Origin of the sequence: Chryseobacterium sp. SN22 (genome assembly GCF_008329705.1) — a bacterium.
Classification (GTDB): Bacteria; Bacteroidota; Bacteroidia; order Flavobacteriales; family Weeksellaceae; genus Chryseobacterium.
In genome coordinates this window covers 169,094-189,755 of the sequence record NZ_VTSX01000001.1, presented here as the reverse complement: position 1 = coordinate 189,755, position 20,662 = coordinate 169,094, and the positions used below count along the sequence as shown (strand labels likewise).

Below are 20,662 nucleotides of genomic sequence, written 5' to 3'. Positions count from 1 at the left end.
TAAATTGTACCCCATAAAAATAACGTGGTATGAAAAATATCTTGAAAGCCGGCTCTGTTGGTTTGGTTTTAGTATTAGTGAACTGCAAATCAGTAAATACGAATAATATGTTTTATGAGGATAAAAAGCCGGAAAAAATTTCGGACCAGTTTAAATTTACGGAAGGGCCTGCAGCGGATGAGGAAGGAAACGTCTATTTTACCGATCAGCCGAATGATAAGATTTATTATTGGGACTGGAAAACCAACAAGGTTACCGAGTTTATGGACAAAGCGGGAAGGGCCAACGGAACGCATTTCGATAAGGATGGCAACCTGATTACCTGTTCTGATCATAAAGGCGAAATCTGGAAGATCTCCAAAGACAGGAAGGTAGAAGTGTTGCTGAATCATTTTGAAGGCAAAAGGCTCAACGGTCCGAATGACCTCTGGAACGATAAATTCGGAGGGATGTATTTCACCGATCCTTTGTACGAAAGGGATTATTGGGTAGACTTCAAGCATGAAACCCCGCACAAAAGTTTATATTACCGAAGTAAAGAAGGGAAAGTTACCAAAATCGAGACCTTTACCCAGCCGAACGGAATCATCGGAAGCCATAAATTCAGCAAATTATATGTTTCCGATATCGATGCCGGGAAAACCTATGTTTATGAAATTTTAGGAGAAGGAAAGCTATCGGAAAAAAAGCTGTTCTGCGAAATGGGATCGGACGGGATGACGATGGACAAGCACGGAAATGTATACCTTACCGGCGAAGGCGTGCATGTTTTTAATAAAGAAGGACAGAAAATTCATCATATTCCTATTGATGAAGATTGGACCGGTAATGTAACTTTCGGAGGAAAAGATCATGATATATTATTTATTACGGCCAGTAAATCCGTTTATATCTTACCTACTAAAGTAAAAGGAGTGAAATAAATTTAGGTTGGGGCAAAGGCTAAGAATAAATTCAATACTGATCTTAGCCTTAACCTCACTCTTAATAAGCCACTTCCATTTTTACTTTCTTGCCTTTCAGCTTTTCCTGAGAAAGCTTTTTCAGAAGGGAACTCACTTTATTTCTTGAAACTGCAACGTACGATGTCGTGTCTTTTACTTCAATCAATCCGAGGTCTTCTTTCTGCAGTTCCCCTTTTTTCAGCAGGTAGCCTACAATATCCACTTTATTCACTTTATCTTTTTTTCCGGCACTGATGTAAACCGTCTGGAAATACGGTTTTTCAGGAATTTTATTGTATCCAGCAACACTTTCTTCCGGAGTATCATTTTTAATGAAAGGGAAGTTTTCTTCTGCAGTCATGATGAGATAGACAAAACCTTTGGCATTCATCCTGGCGGTACGGCCGTTCCGGTGAATAAAAGCATCTTCTTTATATGGCAGCTGATAGTGGACGATCGATTCAACCTCCGGAACATCCAGGCCTCTTGAAGCAAGGTCGGTGGTAATTAAAATCCTCGATGAATCGTTTTTGAATTTCAGCAGAGCACGTTCTCTTTCGTCCTGTTCCATTCCGCCGTGGAAAGTTTCCCTGTCGATTCCTTTTTCACGCAAAAGTTCAGAAATGCGGTCAACCGCTTCCCGGTGGTTGCAGAAAATCAATGTTCTTTTATTCCCGATTTTACAGATAAGGTTAAATAAAGTATCCAGTTTCTCTTCAGAGATCGTCATTACTTTTTTTAACTGGATATCAGGTCTTGCTTCGGCTAATTTTAAAAAATCAACCACTTTTTCATTTTTCAATCCGGTAAACTCAGGAATTTCGTCCATCGCTGTTGCAGAAGTAAGGATTCTTTGTGAAATACTTTTTAAAGAACTGGAAATAAATTCCATATCCTTATGAAAGCCCAATTCGAGCGCCTTATCGAATTCATCCAGTACCAGCGTCTGAATCGTGTCAGGGTCAAAATTGTTATTTCTTAAATGGTATACAATTCTTCCCGGTGTTCCGATTAAAACTGCCGGAGCCTGAATTAAATTATTCACTTCAATCTTTTTATCGTGTCCACCGTAACAAACCGAAACTTTAAAATCGGTTCCCATCGATTTGAAAACCTGCTCGATCTGTAATCCCAATTCTCTTGAAGGGATTAAGATCAAAGTCTGGATTCCGGGCGTATTCTTCTTAAGGTTTCTGAGAACAGGAAATAAAAAAGCAAGTGTTTTCCCTGAACCTGTAGGAGAAAGCAGCACGACATCCTGATTATTTTCCGTTGTTTTATAGGTAGATTTCTGCATCTGATTCATCTCCTGAATCCGCAGTTTCTCATAAATTGATTCTAATTCCATGGTGCAAAGGTAGTGAATTGACTGTTTGGGTAGAAAGGGGTAGCAGATTTTAAGGTTTATATTCTAGAGGTTATTTTAATTATGATTTTATATTTCTGCAGAACTTGTAAATAAAAAATCTGGAGATCAATGATTTACAGTTGAGATTTACCTATTTTCAATTGTTGTTTATTTTAAATAAATTCACTATCTTTGCACCCACTTTTGGGGTAGCCAGGTTTGAAAAGTAAACAACTTATAATTAATTACTTCCGTATTTTTTAACCCACATTTATTCAAACCGTTAAAAGAGAAGGAATACAAATTTTATTAGAAAATGTCAAAAGAGACAAATTCAGCAGAGGTTTTATTAAACCAAAACGTAACACCGGAACAATTTGACTGGGATTCTTTCGAATCAGGTCTTGATGCGGATGCGAGAAAAGAAAAAAGCGATCTTGAGGAAATCTACAACGGATCTTTAAACAACCTTGACGATAACGACGTGTTGGTTGGTAAAGTAGTAAGATTAACTGACAAAGAAGCAATCGTAGACATCAACTTCAAATCTGAAGGTGTTATTTCTCTTAACGAATTCCGTTACAACCAAGGTCTTAAAGTAGGAGACGAGGTAGAAGTAATGGTAGACAGAAGAGAAGACAAAACCGGACAGTTACAGTTATCTCACAGAAAAGCAAGAACGCTTAAAGCTTGGGATAAAGTAAACGAGCTTCACGAAACAGGTGAAATCGTAAACGGTTTTGTAAAATCAAGAACCAAAGGAGGTATGATCGTGGACGTACACGGAATCGAAGCATTCTTACCAGGTTCTCAGATCGACGTTAAGCCAATCAAAGATTACGATCAGTTCGTAGGTAAAACTATGGAGTTCAAAGTGGTGAAAATCAACCCTGAGTTCAAAAACGTAGTAGTATCTCACAAAGCATTGATCGAAGCAGATATCGAAGGTCAGAAAAAAGAAATCATCGCACAGCTTGAAAAAGGGCAGGTTCTTGAAGGTACTGTTAAGAATATTACTTCTTACGGGGTATTCATCGACTTAGGAGGTGTTGACGGATTGATCCACATCACAGACCTTTCTTGGTCTAGAGTGAACCACCCGTCTGAAATCCTTGAGGACGGACAGACTGTAAAAGTGGTTATCCTTGATTTCGATGATGAGAAAACAAGAATCCAGTTGGGTATGAAGCAATTGGAAGCTCATCCTTGGGATGCTCTTTCTGCTGATATGAAAGTAGGTGACCGAGTAAAAGGAAAAGTAGTGGTTCTTGCTGACTATGGTGCATTCGTAGAAATTGCTCCGGGTGTTGAAGGTCTGATCCACGTTTCTGAAATGTCTTGGTCTACACACTTAAGATCGGCAGGTGACTTTGTAAAAGTAGGTGATGAAGTGGAAGCTGAAGTACTTACTTTAGACAGAGAAGACAGAAAAATTTCTTTGGGTATCAAGCAATTGAGCAAAGATCCATGGGAAAATATCGAAGCGAAATATCCGGTAGGATCTAAGCACGTAGGAACTGTAAGAAACTTCACTAATTTTGGTGTATTCGTAGAATTGGAAGAAGGAATCGACGGATTAATCTATATCTCTGATCTTTCCTGGACTAAGAAAATCAAGCACCCGTCTGAGTTCTGTGCAGTTGGTGATAAATTAGATGTTATCGTTCTTGAACTTGATATCCAGGCAAGAAGATTATCTTTAGGTCACAAACAATTGACTGACAATCCTTGGGATGCATTCGAAACGAAATATGCTGAAGGAACGATCCACGCTGGTAAAGCAGTAGAAGTACACGATAAAGGTGCTTCTGTACAGTTCGAAGATGCTGAGGTTGAAGCATTCTGCCCTTCAAGATTATTAGAGAAAGAAGACGGATCCAAAATCAAGAAAGGAGAAGAAGCTGACTTCAAAGTAATCGAGTTCAACAAAGAATTCAAAAGAGTAGTTGTTTCTCACACTGGAATCTTCAGAGATGAAGAGAAGAAAAACATGAGAGAATCTTCTAATAACAGATCTAACAACAATATGTCGTCTTCTTCAAACAATGAAGAGAGATCAACTCTTGGAGATATCGATGCATTGGCAGAATTGAAAAGAAAAATGGAAGAAGGTAAATAATCCTTATTCTTATTTTGTAATATAAGGGCTGTCCAAATTTTGGACAGCCTTTTTTATTCTTCTCACACCCTCTGCCCGTTTTCAGAATAAATTGTACCTTTGCAGGCTGTTAAGAAAAATGAATTATGCAGAAGAAAAATATACTGAAAGGGGTTTTGTTTGTAGGAATCGGAGCCAGCATCTACGGGATGCTCGCAACTTTTGTGAAACTGGCTTATCAGGAAGGCTATACCACTTCGGAAGTTACCACCTCACAGTTTTTACTGGGACTGATCGGACTTCTGGTCCTGAATTTTTTTCAGACCATCACTTCTAAAAAAGCTTTACCGTCGCCAACCTCCAAAGAAGTGAGAAACCTGATGTTGGCAGGAACTTCTTTAGGATGTACCAGCTTGTTTTATTACATTGCCGTTCAGTACATTAATGTGTCCATTGCCATTGTATTACTGATGCAGTCGGTTTGGTTCAGTGTGGTGGTGGAAAGTATCCTGACAAAAAAATGGCCCCATACAAGAAAGATCGTATCGGTAATTATTGTTTTGCTGGGAACGGTGCTGGCAACCAACTTAGTCAATGAAAGCCTGGATCTCGATTGGAAAGGAATTTTCTGGGGATTGATGGCGGCAGCTTCCTATACGCTTACGATGTTTACCTCCAATACATTGGCAACCCACCTGCCGGTTTTCAGAAAAAGTATTATTATGCTTTGTGGCGGTTCCGTTATTGTTTTCGGATTTCTGTTTTTTGCCCAGATCGGTCCTCTGCATTTTGAGGGTTTAAAATCTTTATATCTTAATTTTACCGAAAATACAGAGCACATCCACGCTTTTAATTATTCCATTTTTTGGACTTATGGACTTATTCTGTCATTATTCGGAACCGTTATTCCGCCTATCCTGTTCAATATCGGATTTCCGAATGCGGGCCTTGGATTAGGGAGTATTGTCTCCTCTCTGGAACTTCCCGTTTCGGTAACGATGGCCTTTGCCCTGTTGGGTGAGAAAGTCATTTTTATTCAATGGGTAGGTATTGTCCTGATCCTTTTCGCCATTGTTCTCATGAACCTTCCCAAAAAGGAAAGAATATCATACGCTGGCAATTAATATAACTAAACCGTTTCTTTTGGAACGGTTTTTTAATTTCAACACTTTAAAAATAAATTCATGAAATATTGTAAAAATACACTTCTTGTTATGTTTTCCTTAATGTCGGGTCTCATGTTTTCACAAATCAAACCTTTGGATGCAGAACTAACGGATTATCGGTATCCTTTCGAAGTCCGTTTTTTAAACCTGAAATCCCAGAACAATAATCTGAAAATGGCTTATATGGATGTGAAACCTAAAACTGCAAACGGAAAGACCATCATGTTGCTTCATGGTAAAAATTTTAACGGGGCTTACTGGGAAAGAACGGCAAAAGACCTGTCTGTTCAGGGCTTCAGGGTAATTATACCGGATCAGATCGGTTTTGGCAAATCTTCAAAACCCCAAAGCTACCAGTTCTCATTTTCACAACTGGCCGATAATACGAAAGCCATTCTCGATGAACTGAAAATCGATAAAACTATTGTTCTCGGGCATTCAATGGGAGGGATGGTAGCGACCCGGTTTACTTTGCTGTATCCTGAAAGAGTGGAGAAATTAATATTGGAGAATCCGATAGGGCTGGAAGATTATAAAACTTTTGCATCTTATCAGACCATCGACCAGGCTTATCAGTCGGAGCTGAAAAACACGGCAGAATCGTATAAAAGCTATCAGCTGAAATTCTATTATGATAACAAATGGAAGGCAGCATATCAGCCGTGGCTGGATCTGATCGCAGGCTGGACTTTGCATCCCGATTACCCTAAAGTGGCCTGGAATGCTGCCTTAACGTCCGATATGATTTATAATCAGCCGGTCTGTTATGAATTCAAAAATATCAAAGTCCCGACTTTACTCATTATTGGAACAAGAGACAGAACGGCAATAGGAAAAGACCGCGCGCCAAAAGAACTGCAGCCGAAAATGGGACAGTACCAGGAATTGGGAAAAAAGACACAGCAGCAGATTGCCGGTTCAAAATTGGCAGAGCTTGAAAATGTGGGGCACCTTCCGCATATTGAAGTATATCACCAATTCTGGAAAACTTTGTATGATTTTATAAAATAAATCCCCACTCACATTTAGCCAAAAAGAAAAAAATCACCATTCACCATAGACCTTCACCAAATAAAAAGAGACCGCTTAAAATAAACGGTCTCTTTTCGTATGTATTGTTGTCTGAATTATTTCTTCTTGTAAGCAGCGTCTTTAATTCTCGCTTTTTTACCTCTAAGGTCTCTGAAGTAGTAGATTCTTGATCTTCTAACTCTACCTCTTCTGTCAACTTCGATTTTCTGAAGAGCAGGCATGTTGATCGGGAATACTCTTTCTACACCTACATCACCGGACATTTTTCTGATGGTGAACGTTTTTGTAGAACCGGTACCTCTCAATTGGATAACTGTTCCTTTGAAGAACTGGGTTCTTGTTTTCTGTCCTTCTTTAATCTCGTAATACACAGTGATGGTATCACCGGCTTTGAATTCAGGGAATTCTTTTTTTGTAATGTACTTGTCTTGTACGTACTTTAATAAATCCATTATTAAATAAATAAAATGTTAAGGCTAAGCAACTTACACGGACTTCGTCAGAGGTTGAATAACAGGTTGCAAATATACAAAACATTTTTCTAATTTCCCAAATAATTTATTACTAAAATCTTTATAAAATCAGACAATTCCAGCTGTGACAGATCTGAAATTTAAGACAGTAGAGTAGAGTTTATTTCTGTTAAGTATAAAAAAAGCAGAAAGATTTAAATCTTTCCGCTTTTAATATTTTTATTCTATTCTATTCTATTCTATTCTATTCTATTCTATTCTATTCTATTCTTCATCCGTCGATTTCAATGCCCAGGCAATCAGTGGAGCCTGCATAAACAGCCTGCCGAGCCTTGCATTATCGGTATTCAGGCCGAAAGAATCCCTTCTGTTTTTGTACTGGGCAATATTTCCCGGGAACACGGCCGCAAAAAATCCGGCAACTACTCGTCCCATGGTCTTTCTATATTTCTTAGGCGTGGCAATCATTGCAGTTCCCAAAGCAATCTCTGCATAGCCGGAATATACAACTGTGTCATCCTTGTCCAGCGGTACCCATTCCGGAACCTGTGCCTGGAAAGCTTTTCTTGCAAAAGTAAGGTGCCCGATACCGGCCGTAATCAGAAAAGCGCCCAGCGCAAGTCTTGAAATCTCTTTCGTTTCCATATAATGTAATTTAATTGGTGTAGCATACCACAACCAAAATTCAGACCACGTTTCTTATTGGCTCCTCACGGTACCAAATGATGGTAGCGGCGGGCCAGTCGAAATTCTTTTTCTCGGGAGCTTAATCCGGCTCTCCGCTTATACTCCTCGCGCCGCTGCTTTCCAGGCTCTCCATTGTCAAACCCAGCCGCTCCCAAACTTCCAACCCCGCTGTGGGGTAACCGCTGCGATCCGGGCTAGGGCAGTAGATCTCATTTCTTACATCAGGCCTTCAATAAGATTATTGTCTCCATCAGGGTATAGATGGTATGCCGTCTATATTCAGGCACAGTTAAATTCAATATTCCACAAGCCTTAAAAAGGTTTGATACATCGGAGTTTATTGTTGATATTGACTGGAAAACTTCCAGTTTCCAACCCTTTGAGTCAAATTTTACTTCGGGTTATCTTAAGGTCTGTTTATACTTTAACACAATCCCGTAGAATTACCATTCTCCAATGAAATGATTTCCCATTCGTCCGGATATAAGAAAAAGTATTAAATTTAGCCAACAGAAAATCTGATAGTTCATGATAGATAAAAGAGTAAAAAATGCAAAGGAAGCCATTGAAGGGATACAGGACGGAATGACCCTGATGCTGGGAGGCTTCGGCCTTTGCGGAATCCCGGAGAATTCAATCAATGCGTTGGTGGAAAGCGATGTAAAAGACCTTACCTGCATCTCAAACAATGCCGGAGTGGATGATTTCGGACTGGGCCTGCTGCTTCACAAAAGGCAGATCAAAAAAATGATTTCGTCTTACGTGGGAGAAAATGCCGAGTTCGAAAGACAGATGCTCTCCGGAGAACTGGAAGTGGAACTGACGCCTCAGGGAACACTTGCTGAAAAATGCAGGGCGGCACAGGCGGGAATTCCTGCTTTCTATACCCCTGCCGGCTTCGGGACTGAAATAGCGGAAGGCAAGGAAGTAAAAGATTTCAAAGGAAAACCCCACATCCTCGAATTTGCCTATGAAGCCGATTTTGCGATCGTAAAAGCTTGGAAAGGAGATCATGCCGGAAACCTTGTCTTTAAAGGATCCGCCAGGAACTTCAATCATCCGATGGCGGGAGCCGGGAAAATTACCATTGCCGAAGTAGAGGAGCTGGTAGAGCCGGGCGAACTGGATCCGAACCAGGTCCATATTCCCGGAATCATGATCCAGAGGATTTTCCAGGGCGAAAAATTCGAAAAAAGAATCGAACAACGAACTGTAAGAAAAAGAGATTAAAGATAAAAACCGTGAGCACTTCACGGTTTTATTTTTGTATTTGTTGAAAAAGACAAAGTGCACAACAATAAATAATTCTTTAAACTTTTACTGTTCTGCGTTGCCCGTCCTGAATATCCTCAATATTTTAAACTTCCATTATTCATCACCATCATCCATCAGATTCCCATCGTCTTCCTTTCCCCGATCTGCTGCCTCCACATCGCATAATACAGGCCTTTCTCTTCAATGAGTTTTAGGTGCGATCCGGTCTCTACGATCTGTCCGCGTTCCAGGACATAAATCCGGTCGGCATGCATGATGGTGCTCAGACGGTGAGCAATCAGGACGGTAATCTGTTCTTTTTCTTTAGAAATTTCTTTAATGGTCGTCGTAATTTCTTCTTCGGTAATGCTGTCCAGGGCAGAAGTAGCCTCATCAAAAATCAGAAGGTGCGGTTTCCGCAACAAAGCCCTGGCAATTGCAATCCGTTGCTTTTCACCGCCGCTCAGCTTCAGTCCGCCTTCACCGATCACCGTTTCAATTCCATTTTCAGCACGCTCCAGAAGACCGGTACAGCTGGATTTTTTCAAAGCTGATTGCAGGTCTTCTTCGGTAGCAGCCGGGTTCACAAACAAAAGATTCTCCCGGATAGTTCCTGCAAAAAGCTGGGTATCCTGTGTAACGAAGCCGATCTGGTTTCTCAGCTCATCAAAATCAAACTCTTTTCCGTCCACATGATTATAAAAAATAGAACCTTCCTGCGGCCGGTATAAACCGACAAGCAATTTCACCAACGTACTTTTCCCCGAACCGCTCGGTCCTACAAAAGCAACAGTTTCCCCGTTTTTTACATCAAATGAAATCGAATTGAGCGCTTTATACTGAGCCGTCTGATGCTGGAAAGAAACCTTCTGGAATTCCAGTTCTTCAATCGCCCCGATCTTTTTAGGCATTAACGGTTTAGGTTCCACTTGTTTTTTCATCACCCGGTCAAAATTATTAAGCGATGCCTGCGCTTCACGGTAAGAAATAATGATATTTCCGATTTCCTGCATCGGTCCGAATATAAAGAACCCGTAAAACATCAGCGACAGGTATTGTCCCGGGGTAACGATATTTTTGAAAATTAATAAAAGCAAAGTAAAAGTAATCATCTGCTGTAAAAAGTTCACCAGCGTTCCCTGCACAAAGCTCAGGGAACGGATGCTTTTTACCTTTCTAAGCTCAAGGTTTAATATTTTGTAGGTATTGTTGTTCAGCCGCTCCACTTCCTGATTGGTAAGGCCTAAACTTTTAACGATCTCAATATTCCGTAAACTTTCCGTTGTGCTTCCCGCCAGATCAGTAGTTTCCTTTACAATGCTTTTCTGGATGGTTTTAATTCTCCTGCTCAGCAGGTTCGTAACAACGGCAATAAAAATGATTCCTATAATATACACCGGCATGATCGACCAGTGCAGGCGTATTGCATATACTGAAACGAAAATGATACTTACCAGAATCCCAAAGAAGATGTTGATGAAATTATTGATGAACTTCACCGTATCTTCACGCACCTTCGTCAGGATCGAAAGCGTTTCACCGCTCCTTTGGTCCTCAAATTCATGATACGGCAGCCGCATCGAATGCCTCAGTCCGTCGGTAAAAATCTTTGCCCCGAACTTCTGGATGATTACGTTCACCACATAATCCTGGAAAGCTTTCGCAATACGGCTGATCATGGCAGTTCCGATTAAAAGCCCCAGAAAATAGAAAACACCGTGGTATATATCATTTCCATACAGGTATTCGTTCAGGTTTCTCGGGATGGTTTTCTCCTTATCAAAGAAATTGGGATGGGTAACCAGCCGGTCCAGGATATTTCCTGTAATAGCAGGTGAAAACAGCGAAAAAACCTGGTTTACAGAGGCTAAGAGCAGGGAAATGAAAATCAGGAGACGGTAGGGTTTCAGGTAATGCAGTAAAACTTTCATAAGTTTACAAATTTACAACAAATTGAGTGCTAAAATTTACCATAGGATAAGAAAGAAAATATTTCATAATTCTGAAAAAATGGCTAATTTGGCAGGATAAGATTAAGCTATGCTGACTAAAGAACAAATTGCACAGAGAATTTCCAGAGAAGTGAAAGACGGATATTATGTAAACCTGGGAATCGGGATCCCGACACTGGTGGCTAATTATGTGCCGGACAATCTTTCCGTGGAGTTCCAGAGTGAAAACGGGGTATTGGGAATGGGGCCGTTTCCTTTCGAAGGGGAAGAAGATGCAGACATCATTAATGCCGGAAAACAGACGATTACCATTCTGGACGGTGGATCTTTCTTTGATTCCGCCTTCAGTTTCGGAATGATCCGTGCGCAGAAAGTGGATCTCACCATTCTCGGAGCCATGGAAGTCGCCGAAAACGGGGATATCGCCAACTGGAAGATTCCGGGAAAGATGGTGAAAGGAATGGGCGGTGCGATGGATCTCGTGGCTTCTGCGGAAAATATCATTGTGGCGATGATGCACGTGAACAAAGCCGGAGAAAGCAAAATCCTTAAAAAATGTACACTTCCTTTAACGGGGGTAAATTGTGTAAAAAGAGTCGTTACCGAGTTAGCGGTTTTGGATGTTACCCCTGCCGGATTCAAGCTTGTTGAAAGAGCACCGGGCATTTCCGTAGAACATATTATCCAATCAACGGAAGCCGACCTGATCATTGAAGGTGAAATCCCTGAAATGCAGTTTTAATAAGCGGCTGGCTGCAGGCTTTTGGCTTCTGGCATAACATACAACTTATTAGATAAGGGCCGTTTCTTTTGAGGCATTCTTGGTCATACGGTTTGCCGGTAAATGAATTGAAAGGCTGTAGTTAGCTTTTTAGCCTCACTATTTATGAATAACAACTGACAATATTAGAAAAAGCTGTTTCAACGGAGACAGCTTTTTGTTATTTAATTGACCCAGGAAATCGGAGCATTAAGGAAATAAAACCTGATTCCGTTAAGCAATTCCTACTTTCCGGAGCGCGGGGCAAAACTAAAAACGGAGAATGAATAAGGAAATCGCGCAAGTGTGGGAATTTCAGGCTTCAGGTTTTATTTTTAGCGGAGAGTTCCGGGTCTTGATTTTTTGTTTCTTTTTTCATCAAGGAAAAAGGATATCAACGCCCGTCCTGTGCCCCGAATACCTTTTTCAGGATACTCGTTGTCCGCATCGCCGGAGTATTGCGGATGCCGCTTTCTTTTTCCGCAACCATTTTGAAGACCCCGTTGATGGTCTCGGTCGTTACGTAGGCATTCAGGTCGGTGGTTACCGATTGCCCCGTGAAAGTGTTGTATTTCGAGATCAGGTTAGACCACACCTTGTCGGCCCCTACTTTACCCAGTGAAGCTTTCACTTTCGGCTGGAAGGCGGTAAACAGTTGGCTTTGGGTTTTCCCTTGCAGGTAACTGGTCGCTGCATTATCGCTTCCCAACAGAATGTTTTTGGCATCGGTAATCGTCATTGAAGTAATGGCATTGGTGAAAATCGGTGCGGCTTCCGTTACGGCATCTTCTGCGGCGCGGTTCAGTAGTTTGACACCCTGATCAGCCAGGCTTCCCAGTCCGATTGAACGCAGAGTAGCATCAATTTTTCTCAGCTTTTCAGGCATTAAAATTTTTACGGCTTCGTTTCTGAAAAATCCGTCGGTGACGCCCAGTTTTTTTACGCCTTCATTGACTCCCAGGCTCAGCGCTTCCTTCAGTCCTGATGAAATCTGTAAGGAGCTGAGGCTTCCAAGATTTGCAGAAGCGCCTGCAGAACCTGAAGTTGCAGGGTAGGGGTTGGTGGTGGTTGGTTTAGGCTGGTTCAGGTCAATGCCTGTTTTGTCTTTCACCACTGTTTTAATGGCATCAAAGATCTGTGCCTGTGAAGAAACAGAGAATAAAAGTCCGCCAACCAATAGAAATGTTTTTCTCATCATTTATTTTTTTACAAAATTAGATCTTTTCTGTTTTAATAAGTTAAATGCCTCTGTAAATTTTCAGAAAATAAGTATATTCGCCTAAATCTTAAACCCATCAGATGCAGCGTTTTTTACTGGTATTTTCGGTCCTGATTTCAAGCTTGTTTTTTACTCAGAACCGGTTAAATTTAATTCCATATCCTCAGAAACTGGAATTTTCAAAAGGAGAGTTTATCATCCCGGAAAATTTTAAGCTCGATCACGATCTTCCTCAGCAGGAAACCGGTTATTTTAAAAAACAGACTCAGGGAATACTGAAATTCGGTATGGGTAAAAGAAATGTCGCTCATCTGGTAAATGTTCTTTTTCCGTCCCAATCCAAAGAAGACCGGGAAAAAAGGGAGAAATATGCCATCGACATTTCCCCGCGTCGGATTGTGATCAGTTCCAATACCAAACAAGGCTATTTTCTGGCACTTCAGACTTTGACTCAGCTCCTGAGACAATATAAGGGTTCTGGAAAGATTCCCGCGATGAAGATTGAAGATGAGCCGAAATTTGCGTGGCGCGGAATGCACCTTGACGTCTGCCGCCATTTTTTCACCGTAGAAGAAGTAAAGCAGTATATCGATTATCTGGCCATGTACAAACTGAATACCTTTCACTGGCATTTAACCGATGACCAGGGCTGGAGAATCGAAATCAAAAAATATCCTAAACTGACGCAGACCGGTTCCAAAAGAAAAGAATCCATGATCGGAGCCTATGTCGATAATACCTTCGACGGGAAACCGTACGGGCCGTATTTTTATACCCAGGAACAGATCAAAGAAGTTGTAGAATATGCAGCCGAACGGCATATTACCGTAGTTCCGGAAATTGAAATGCCGGGGCATGCCTTAGCGGCCTTATCCGCTTATCCCGAACTGGCCTGTACCAAAGGGCCTTTTGAACCGGCGACCAAATGGGGCGTATTCGATGATGTTTTCTGCCCGAAAGAAGAAACCTTTACCTTTTTGGAAAATGTATTGAACGAAGTCATCCAGCTTTTTCCTTCGCAGTACATCCATATCGGAGGCGATGAATGCCCGAAAACAAGATGGAAAGAATGTGCGCACTGTCAGGAACTGATCAGAAAAAATAACCTGAAGGACGAACACGGGCTCCAAAGCTACTTCATCCATCGGATTGAAAAATATGTCAATTCAAAAGGCAGAAAAATCATCGGCTGGGATGAAATCCTGGAAGGCGGACTGGCCCCGAATGCAGCGGTAATGAGCTGGACCGGGATTAAAGGCGGCGTGGAAGCGGCCAAGTCCGGGCATTTCGCCGTTATGACACCGGGAGCGTATTGTTATTTCGACCATTACCAGGGAGATCCGGCTACGGAACCGAATGCTTTCGGAGGATTTACCCCTTTGGATAAAGTCTATTCCTATCAGCCAGTTCCTGAAGAATTGAATGCGGAGCAGTCAAAATATATCTCAGGGGTGCAGGCTAACCTCTGGACCGAATACATTCTGGATTTCAAACAGGTTCAGTATATGATCTTTCCGAGATTGCTGGCCCTTTCTGAAGTTGCCTGGGGAACTTCGGACCCGAAAAATTACAAAGAATTTGAAGGCCGCGTGATCAATGAATTCGGAACGCTGGATAAAATAGGGGTTAATTATGCAAGAAGTATTTACAACATCAACGGAAAGGTAATCCCGGTCAGCAATGGAGTAGCTTATGAACTTTCCACCTCACAGAAAACGGCGGGAATCAGATACACAACAGATGGTACAGAGCCGCAGACAGACTCACCAACCTACACCAACCCGATTCCCGTTTCAAAATCCATGACCATGAAATCAGCGTATTTTGAAAGCGGACAACTGAAAAGTGCGGTTTCTACGCAGGACTTTAAGATTTCAAAAACCACAGGCAAAAAAATTACACTGGAACAGGAGCCTAGCGAAAACTATTCTTTCGGAGGGGCTTTCACTTTGGTCGACGGGATTATCGGAAACCAACGTCAGCTGGGAAAAACCTGGCTGGGCTTCCAGGGAAAAGACGTGGTGGCCACCATCGATTTCGGACAGGCAACACCGTTTTCGGAAGTTTATTTCAATACCCTGGACAATAAAGGAAGCTGGATCCATTTTGCCAGATCCGCCCGGATTCTTATCTCGGATAACGAAACCGACTTTAAAATGGTCAAAGAAATCGGAAAAGAGGAAATTCTTGCAGCCAAAGGAAAAATCAGGCTGCAGGTCGGCAATCAGAAAACGAAATATTTAAAAATCGAAATAGAAAATGCAGGAATCATTCCTGCCGGAAATCCGGGTGCCGATTCCAAAGCCTGGCTGTTCGTAGACGAAATCGGAGCGAACTGATAAATTCAAAGTTCAAAATTATCTGACGGAAAATCTCAACCCTGAACTTTTAACTTGAATCTGAACCTTAAACTTTAAACCACCATGTCTTCACGCAGAAAATTTATAAAAAACACCGCCATTGCATCATCCGCTTTGTTATTGAATCCGCTCGATCTGATAGCAAAGAATACGACTGCAATTAATGATAGAACCATCAATAAACCCATCGTCCTGTCTACCTGGGATTTTGGATTGAGAGCCAATGAGGAAGCCTGGAAAACCCTTGGCAAAGGTGGGAGAGCTTTGGATTCTGTGGAGAGAGGAGTGCGTTTGGTGGAAGATGATCCTACCGAGAGAAGCGTAGGCTATGGCGGCCGGCCGGACAGGGACGGAAGGGTAACGCTGGATGCCTGCATTATGGATGAAAACTACAACATCGGTTCGGTAGCCTGCCTCGAAAATATTAAAAACCCGATTTCAGTAGCCCGGGCGGTCATGGAAAAAACGCCGCACGTGATGCTGGTGGGCGACGGCGCCTTGCAGTTCGCTGTATCGCAGGGGTTTAAAAAAGAAAGTCTGCTCACTCCCGAATCCGAAAAGGAATGGAAAGAGTGGCTGAAAGACAGCAAATACATGCCGGTCGTCAATATCGAAAACCACGATACCATCGGAATGATCGCTCTGGATGCCCAGGGAAACCTTTCCGGGGCATGTACCACGAGTGGAATGGCCTTCAAAATGCACGGCAGGGTTGGCGATTCCCCGATTATCGGGGCCGGATTATTTGTGGACAATGAAGTAGGGGCAGCCACGGCAACCGGCCATGGCGAGGAAGTGATCAGGATGGTGGGAACCCATCTGGTAGTGGAACTGATGCGTCAGGGAAAAACACCGCAACAGGCCTGCAGAGAAGCAGTAGAACGCATCGTACAGATTACCAGAAGAAGAAATAAAAATCTGAAAGACATTCAGGTTGGTTTTATCGCTCTTAATAAAAAAGGAGAGTACGGCTCTTACTGCATTCAGGACGGGTTCAGCTTTGCTGTACACGACCAAAAGGGAAACCGTCTGGAAAAACCCGGATTTGCTTTGAAATAAACCCTGAATCTTGAACATTAACTTTGAACCCTCAGATGTCAAAAATAGAAATAGCCTGCTTCAACCCGGAATCTGCCATCATCGCTTTTGAAAATGGAGCCGACCGGATCGAATTGTGTGACGGATTAAGCGAAGGCGGAACCACACCGAACTTTGAAACCGTAAAACAGTTGCGTGAAAAAATCAGCATTCCGATATTTGTGATGATCCGTCCGCGCGGAGGAGATTTTACCTATTCCGATGAAGAATTCGAACAGATGAAATCCGATCTGATTCTTTTAAAATCATTGTCGGTGGACGGCTTTGTATTTGGAATTTTAGATGAAAATGATGAGGTAAATACTTTACAGAATAAAGAATTAGTGGAACTGGCTCAACCCTGTCCGTGTACTTTCCACCGGGCTTTCGACCGGGCCAAAGACCTTGGACAGTCATTGGAAAAGGTCATCGGCTGCGGATTCACCACCATCCTTACTTCCGGTCAGAAACCCAATGTCTCCGAAGGCAGAGAAAACCTGGAAAAGCTGGTGGAACTGTCCGCCGGGAGAATTGAAATCCTGGTCGGCGGTGGCCTGCGCTCAACGAATATTGAAGAAATCAGGGAATTTACCAAAGCAGAGTATTTCCATTCGTCTGCTATTACGGATGGCAGTGCTTTTGCCAGTGCAGAAGAAGTTGTGGCTTTGAAAACTAAGTGAACTTAAATTTATCTGATTAACGGTTTACAAAAGCTTTTTAACACATGAGCCACATAAAATTAGAGTTTTCCTGCTTTGAAAGTATTTTAAAACACAGAAGAAAAGTCAAAAGATTTTTTTGCATTATGCTTAACTGCTGTTCGGTGGCTGAGCGCTCGAAACTATGTTTTTAACCATAAGATCATGAAAAATGTTTACAGCCAATCATCAATAGATGTGTGATTTTAAAGACTTCTCTGGTATTTCTGTTTTCAAAAATTTATCTTTATTCCTAATGTATTAAAAAAGCTTTGTGATAAATATTTCTCACATAATGCGTGGCTTCGGCTCCGCTCAGCCACCGGCACCATAACATTATTGAAATCTTTGATTTTCTTCTTTAATGCTCTAAAATATGCGTAAAAATTTATCTTTACATCTTATGTTTCTCATGTATTAACAGCTTTTGTGATTAAGAAATCCACATAAGCCCTGCAACTTATAATAGAGTCATTAAAAAAATTATAATGAACAAAATTTTACTTTTTTCTTCCTTTTTTATTCAGTTTTTGGTAAATGCCCAGATCAAAGAACGTTCTCTGTCTTCTCAGGATTGGCAGTTTAAAAATACAAAAGACAGTAAGTGGCTTTCGGCTAAAGTTCCGGGGACGGTTCATCTGGACCTGATGAACAATAACGTCATTCCCGATCCATACAAAGACGAAAACGAAAAAAAAGCACAGTGGGTGGAAAATGAAGACTGGGATTATCAGACTCAGTTTATCGTTTCTGATGCAGAGCTAAAGAACCAGCATATTGATCTGGTATTTGACGGACTGGATACTTTCGCTGAAATTTATCTGAACGGAAAACTGCTGAAAAAAACGGACAATATGTTCAGAACATGGGCCATTCCGGCCAAGTCCTATTTAAAGCAGGGTGAAAATAGGCTTCAGGTGAAATTCAGATCTGCTGTAAGGGTTGGAAAAGAATTGGCCCAAAAAATTCCTTTTACCCTACCGGAATCGCCGAGAAGTTTTGTGAGGAAGGCACAATATCAATTCGGGTGGGACTGGGGCCCGAGGTTAGTGACGGCGGGAATCTGGAAAGACGTCAGCCTCAGGTTCTGGAATGAGGCTCAACTTGAAACCGTAAAGATCGAACAGGTAAGACTCACACCACAGAAAGCAGATCTGTCCGTTCATGCAGAAATCTTTGCACAGAATGCCGGAAAATATACCCTTTCCATCAATAATCAGATTCAGGATATTGCTTTAAAATCCGGGATCAACATCATTTCATTGCCGTATCAGATCCGGAACCCAAAATTCTGGCAGCCGAATGGGTGGGGACAACCAACACTGTATGACATTAAAATCACCCTACAGAAAGATTCAAAGATCATCACTGAAAAAAAAGAGCGGATCGGACTGAGAATAATAGAATTAATTCAGGAAAAAGATGCCAAAGGAAAATCGTTTTACTTTAAAGTAAACGGCCAGCCGATGTTTGCCAAAGGAACGAACTGGATTCCAGGGGACAGCTTTTCTCCCCGCATGACCAAAGAAAGATATCAGAAGCTGATCAGAGACTGTAAAGAGGCCCATATGAACATGATCCGCGTATGGGGCGGCGGCATTTACGAAGACGATGAATTTTACAAGGCCTGTGACGAAAACGGGATTTTGGTCTGGCAGGATTTTATGTTTGCCGGAAGCTTTTATCCGGCTGATGAAAATTTCCGGGAAAATCTGGAAGCGGAAGTGAAAGACCAGATCGAAAGGCTTCAGAACCATCCTTCGCTGGCTATATGGTGCGGAAACAATGAGATCAATGAAGCCATCGTCAATTGGGGCTACCAAAAGCAATTAAGCTATTCAAAAGAGGATTCGGTACAGGTCTGGAAAGATTACAAAACCATCTTTCATGAGGTAATCCCTGACGCCATCAAAAAATACGCAACGGCCGATAAACAAATTTACTGGCCGAGTTCTCCGTCCATCGGCTGGGGACACAAAGAAAGCCTGACGGAAGGCGATTCCCATTACTGGGGCGTCTGGTGGGGCGAACAGCCGTTTGAAATTTTTAATGAAAAGGTACCGCGTTTTGCTTCGGAATATGGCTTCCAGGGAATGCCGACGCTGGAAACCACAAAATCAATGTTCTCAGGAAAACCGGATTTAAGCTTACAGAACGGAACCATCAAAGCCCACGAAAAGCATTCGAGAGGCTGGGAAATCATCAACAACTATATGAAACGCGATTATGTAGTGCCGGAAGATTTTGTGAAATACAACTACATTTCCCAGTTGCTTCAGGCACGCGGCATGCAGATTGCCATTGAAGCCCACCGCCGCGCCAGGCCTTACAACATGGGAACCCTGTACTGGCAGCTCAACGATTGCTGGCCGGTCGTTTCGTGGTCGTCCATTGATTATCTGGGCAACTGGAAAGCCCTGCATTACCAGGTGAAAAGAAGTTTTGAAGAGGTTGCCATCTTAGTGGAGGAAAAAGAAAAAGCGTATGATATTTACCTGTTAAATGACGCATTAACTGACTTCGATGGAGGTTTACAGGTAGAACTTTTAAGTTTTGAGGGACAGCCATTATGGGTTTTGGATGCTGCCGATCACTTACCTGCCAATTCATCGGGTAAGCATCTGACAATAGAAAAATCTGAATTTGCTGAATTTGATTTATCCCGTTCGGTTTTAAGGCTTGCTTTTAACGGGTCTGCCGGAAAAGCGGAAAAACTGTTTTATTTCAGCCGTCCGAAAGACCTCAAACTTTCCAGGCCGGCCATTCAGATCAAAAAGATCTCCACTACCGAAATCGAAATCTCCACCGATGTCCTGGCAAGAGATGTTTATCTCATCGGAAATACCCACTTCAGCGATAACTTCTTCGATTTGCTTCCGAATACATCCAAAAGGATTATCCTATCAGAACCTTTGGAAAGAATTGAGGTAATGAGCCTTTGGGATACGATGAATGAATAATATGGATTCGTATATGAAAATAATAAAGAAAATCTCCGATTTCGTGTTTTTTATATTCTTCTTGATATTCATACCAAAAGCTATTATAACATGGACCGATTTTAAAATAAAAACCGAACTGCCAATTAATGATTTTGCCGGATTCGTTGTTGATAGCCATGAGAATATCTATATAGGTGATGATTTCTATTCGATTATTCAAAAATACGACAGAGCAGGAAACTTTATAGAATCTTTCAGGGTAAAAGATACATCGGGAAAACCGTTTCACCTGGGCATTGATACCCGCAATAACATCATCGTAACAAGGCAGACGGGTAGGAAAGTTACGGTATATCCTTCTTCCGAACGAAAAGAAAGTTTTAGTTTCTACGATGACGGGACAGCGAAAATAAAGAAAGTCAATACATTTTTTATTACCCGCAACCACGAAAAATATGGAAATCTGGGTACCCGCTTTCCTGCAATCTGGAAATTATCCGGCACAAAGGAAAAAATCGTCGAGCAGAGCTTTTTCCTCCGGTTGCTCAGTTTTCCGTCAATGATATTGGTTGTTTTAACAGCGGTTATTTTGAAATTCATGGTATTTATCGCAGAAAAATGGAGGAAACTTCGCTCCAAAATTTAAAGAAAT

General features: G+C 41.8%; 16 protein-coding genes. 11 read left to right on the top strand and 5 right to left on the bottom strand.

Going from position 1 to position 20,662, the window contains the following annotated elements:
• Positions 1 to 29: 29 nt before the first annotated feature.
• Positions 30 to 923 carry an SMP-30/gluconolactonase/LRE family protein gene (locus tag FY557_RS00850; RefSeq protein ID WP_149245404.1) on the top strand — a complete coding sequence of 298 codons (894 nt, stop codon included), beginning with the start codon at positions 30 to 32 and terminating at the stop codon, positions 921 to 923.
• A gap of 61 nt (positions 924 to 984) precedes the next feature.
• On the opposite strand, the gene FY557_RS00845 is transcribed toward FY557_RS00850, so the two are convergent.
• The gene (locus FY557_RS00845) at positions 985 to 2,292 is read right to left on the bottom strand and encodes a DEAD/DEAH box helicase (RefSeq protein WP_149245403.1); all 1,308 of its coding nucleotides are present in this window, start codon (positions 2,290 to 2,292) and stop codon (positions 985 to 987) included.
• Between the two features lie 316 nt (positions 2,293 to 2,608).
• On the opposite strand from FY557_RS00845, the gene rpsA reads away from it, so the two are divergent.
• The 3 genes from rpsA (at position 2,609) to FY557_RS00830 (ending at position 6,567) form a co-directional block, all read left to right on the top strand.
• Positions 2,609 to 4,411 carry a 30S ribosomal protein S1 gene (rpsA, locus tag FY557_RS00840; RefSeq protein WP_149245402.1) on the top strand — a complete coding sequence of 601 codons (1,803 nt, stop codon included), beginning with the start codon at positions 2,609 to 2,611 and terminating at the stop codon, positions 4,409 to 4,411.
• 125 nt (positions 4,412 to 4,536) lie between these two features.
• On the top strand, positions 4,537 to 5,514 hold the full coding sequence (locus tag FY557_RS00835; RefSeq protein WP_149245401.1) for an EamA family transporter: 978 nt from the start codon (positions 4,537 to 4,539) through the stop codon (positions 5,512 to 5,514).
• 114 nt (positions 5,515 to 5,628) lie between these two features.
• Positions 5,629 to 6,567: an alpha/beta fold hydrolase gene (locus FY557_RS00830; protein ID WP_228451660.1), complete on the top strand. Its 939-nt coding sequence runs from the start codon at positions 5,629 to 5,631 to the stop codon at positions 6,565 to 6,567.
• A gap of 116 nt (positions 6,568 to 6,683) precedes the next feature.
• Here FY557_RS00830 and rplS read toward each other — a convergent pair whose 3' ends face one another.
• Both rplS and FY557_RS00820 read right to left on the bottom strand, forming a co-directional pair.
• Complete coding sequence (gene rplS / locus FY557_RS00825) at positions 6,684 to 7,040, bottom strand: 50S ribosomal protein L19 (protein WP_034709455.1); 357 nt, start codon at positions 7,038 to 7,040, stop codon at positions 6,684 to 6,686.
• 285 nt (positions 7,041 to 7,325) lie between these two features.
• Positions 7,326 to 7,706, bottom strand: a complete 381-nt coding sequence (locus FY557_RS00820) for a hypothetical protein (protein ID WP_149245399.1) — start codon at positions 7,704 to 7,706, stop codon at positions 7,326 to 7,328.
• A gap of 570 nt (positions 7,707 to 8,276) precedes the next feature.
• Here FY557_RS00820 and FY557_RS00815 point away from each other — a divergent pair.
• Positions 8,277 to 8,978, top strand: a complete 702-nt coding sequence (locus FY557_RS00815; protein WP_149245398.1) for a CoA transferase subunit A — start codon at positions 8,277 to 8,279, stop codon at positions 8,976 to 8,978.
• 158 nt (positions 8,979 to 9,136) lie between these two features.
• Here the strand turns inward: FY557_RS00815 and FY557_RS00810 are convergent, their stop codons facing one another.
• Positions 9,137 to 10,933 carry an ABC transporter ATP-binding protein gene (locus FY557_RS00810; RefSeq protein WP_149245397.1) on the bottom strand — a complete coding sequence of 599 codons (1,797 nt, stop codon included), beginning with the start codon at positions 10,931 to 10,933 and terminating at the stop codon, positions 9,137 to 9,139.
• Between the two features lie 109 nt (positions 10,934 to 11,042).
• Between FY557_RS00810 and FY557_RS00805 the strand changes: the two genes are divergently transcribed.
• Positions 11,043 to 11,696 (top strand): CoA transferase subunit B, encoded by a 654-nt coding sequence (locus tag FY557_RS00805; RefSeq protein ID WP_149245396.1) that lies wholly within the window; start codon positions 11,043 to 11,045, stop codon positions 11,694 to 11,696.
• A 412-nt stretch (positions 11,697 to 12,108) separates the two neighbouring features.
• Here FY557_RS00805 and FY557_RS00800 read toward each other — a convergent pair whose 3' ends face one another.
• Positions 12,109 to 12,909 (bottom strand): DUF4197 domain-containing protein, encoded by an 801-nt coding sequence (locus tag FY557_RS00800; RefSeq protein WP_228451659.1) that lies wholly within the window; start codon positions 12,907 to 12,909, stop codon positions 12,109 to 12,111.
• Between the two features lie 104 nt (positions 12,910 to 13,013).
• Here FY557_RS00800 and FY557_RS00795 point away from each other — a divergent pair, with 104 nt between their 5' ends.
• From FY557_RS00795 to FY557_RS00775, 5 genes are all read left to right on the top strand, one after another.
• A complete protein-coding gene (locus FY557_RS00795) occupies positions 13,014 to 15,272 on the top strand; it encodes a beta-N-acetylhexosaminidase (protein WP_149245394.1) in 2,259 nt (752 codons plus the stop codon).
• 84 nt (positions 15,273 to 15,356) lie between these two features.
• Positions 15,357 to 16,352, top strand: coding sequence for an isoaspartyl peptidase/L-asparaginase family protein (locus FY557_RS00790; protein WP_149245393.1), 996 nt, complete (start codon positions 15,357 to 15,359; stop codon positions 16,350 to 16,352).
• A gap of 35 nt (positions 16,353 to 16,387) precedes the next feature.
• Positions 16,388 to 17,050 (top strand): copper homeostasis protein CutC, encoded by a 663-nt coding sequence (locus FY557_RS00785; RefSeq protein WP_149245392.1) that lies wholly within the window; start codon positions 16,388 to 16,390, stop codon positions 17,048 to 17,050.
• 506 nt (positions 17,051 to 17,556) lie between these two features.
• A complete protein-coding gene (locus FY557_RS00780) occupies positions 17,557 to 20,028 on the top strand; it encodes a beta-mannosidase (protein ID WP_149245391.1) in 2,472 nt (823 codons plus the stop codon).
• Between the two features lie 13 nt (positions 20,029 to 20,041).
• The gene (locus tag FY557_RS00775; RefSeq protein ID WP_149245390.1) at positions 20,042 to 20,656 is read left to right on the top strand and encodes a hypothetical protein; all 615 of its coding nucleotides are present in this window, start codon (positions 20,042 to 20,044) and stop codon (positions 20,654 to 20,656) included.
• The last annotated feature ends 6 nt before the right edge of the window (positions 20,657 to 20,662 follow it).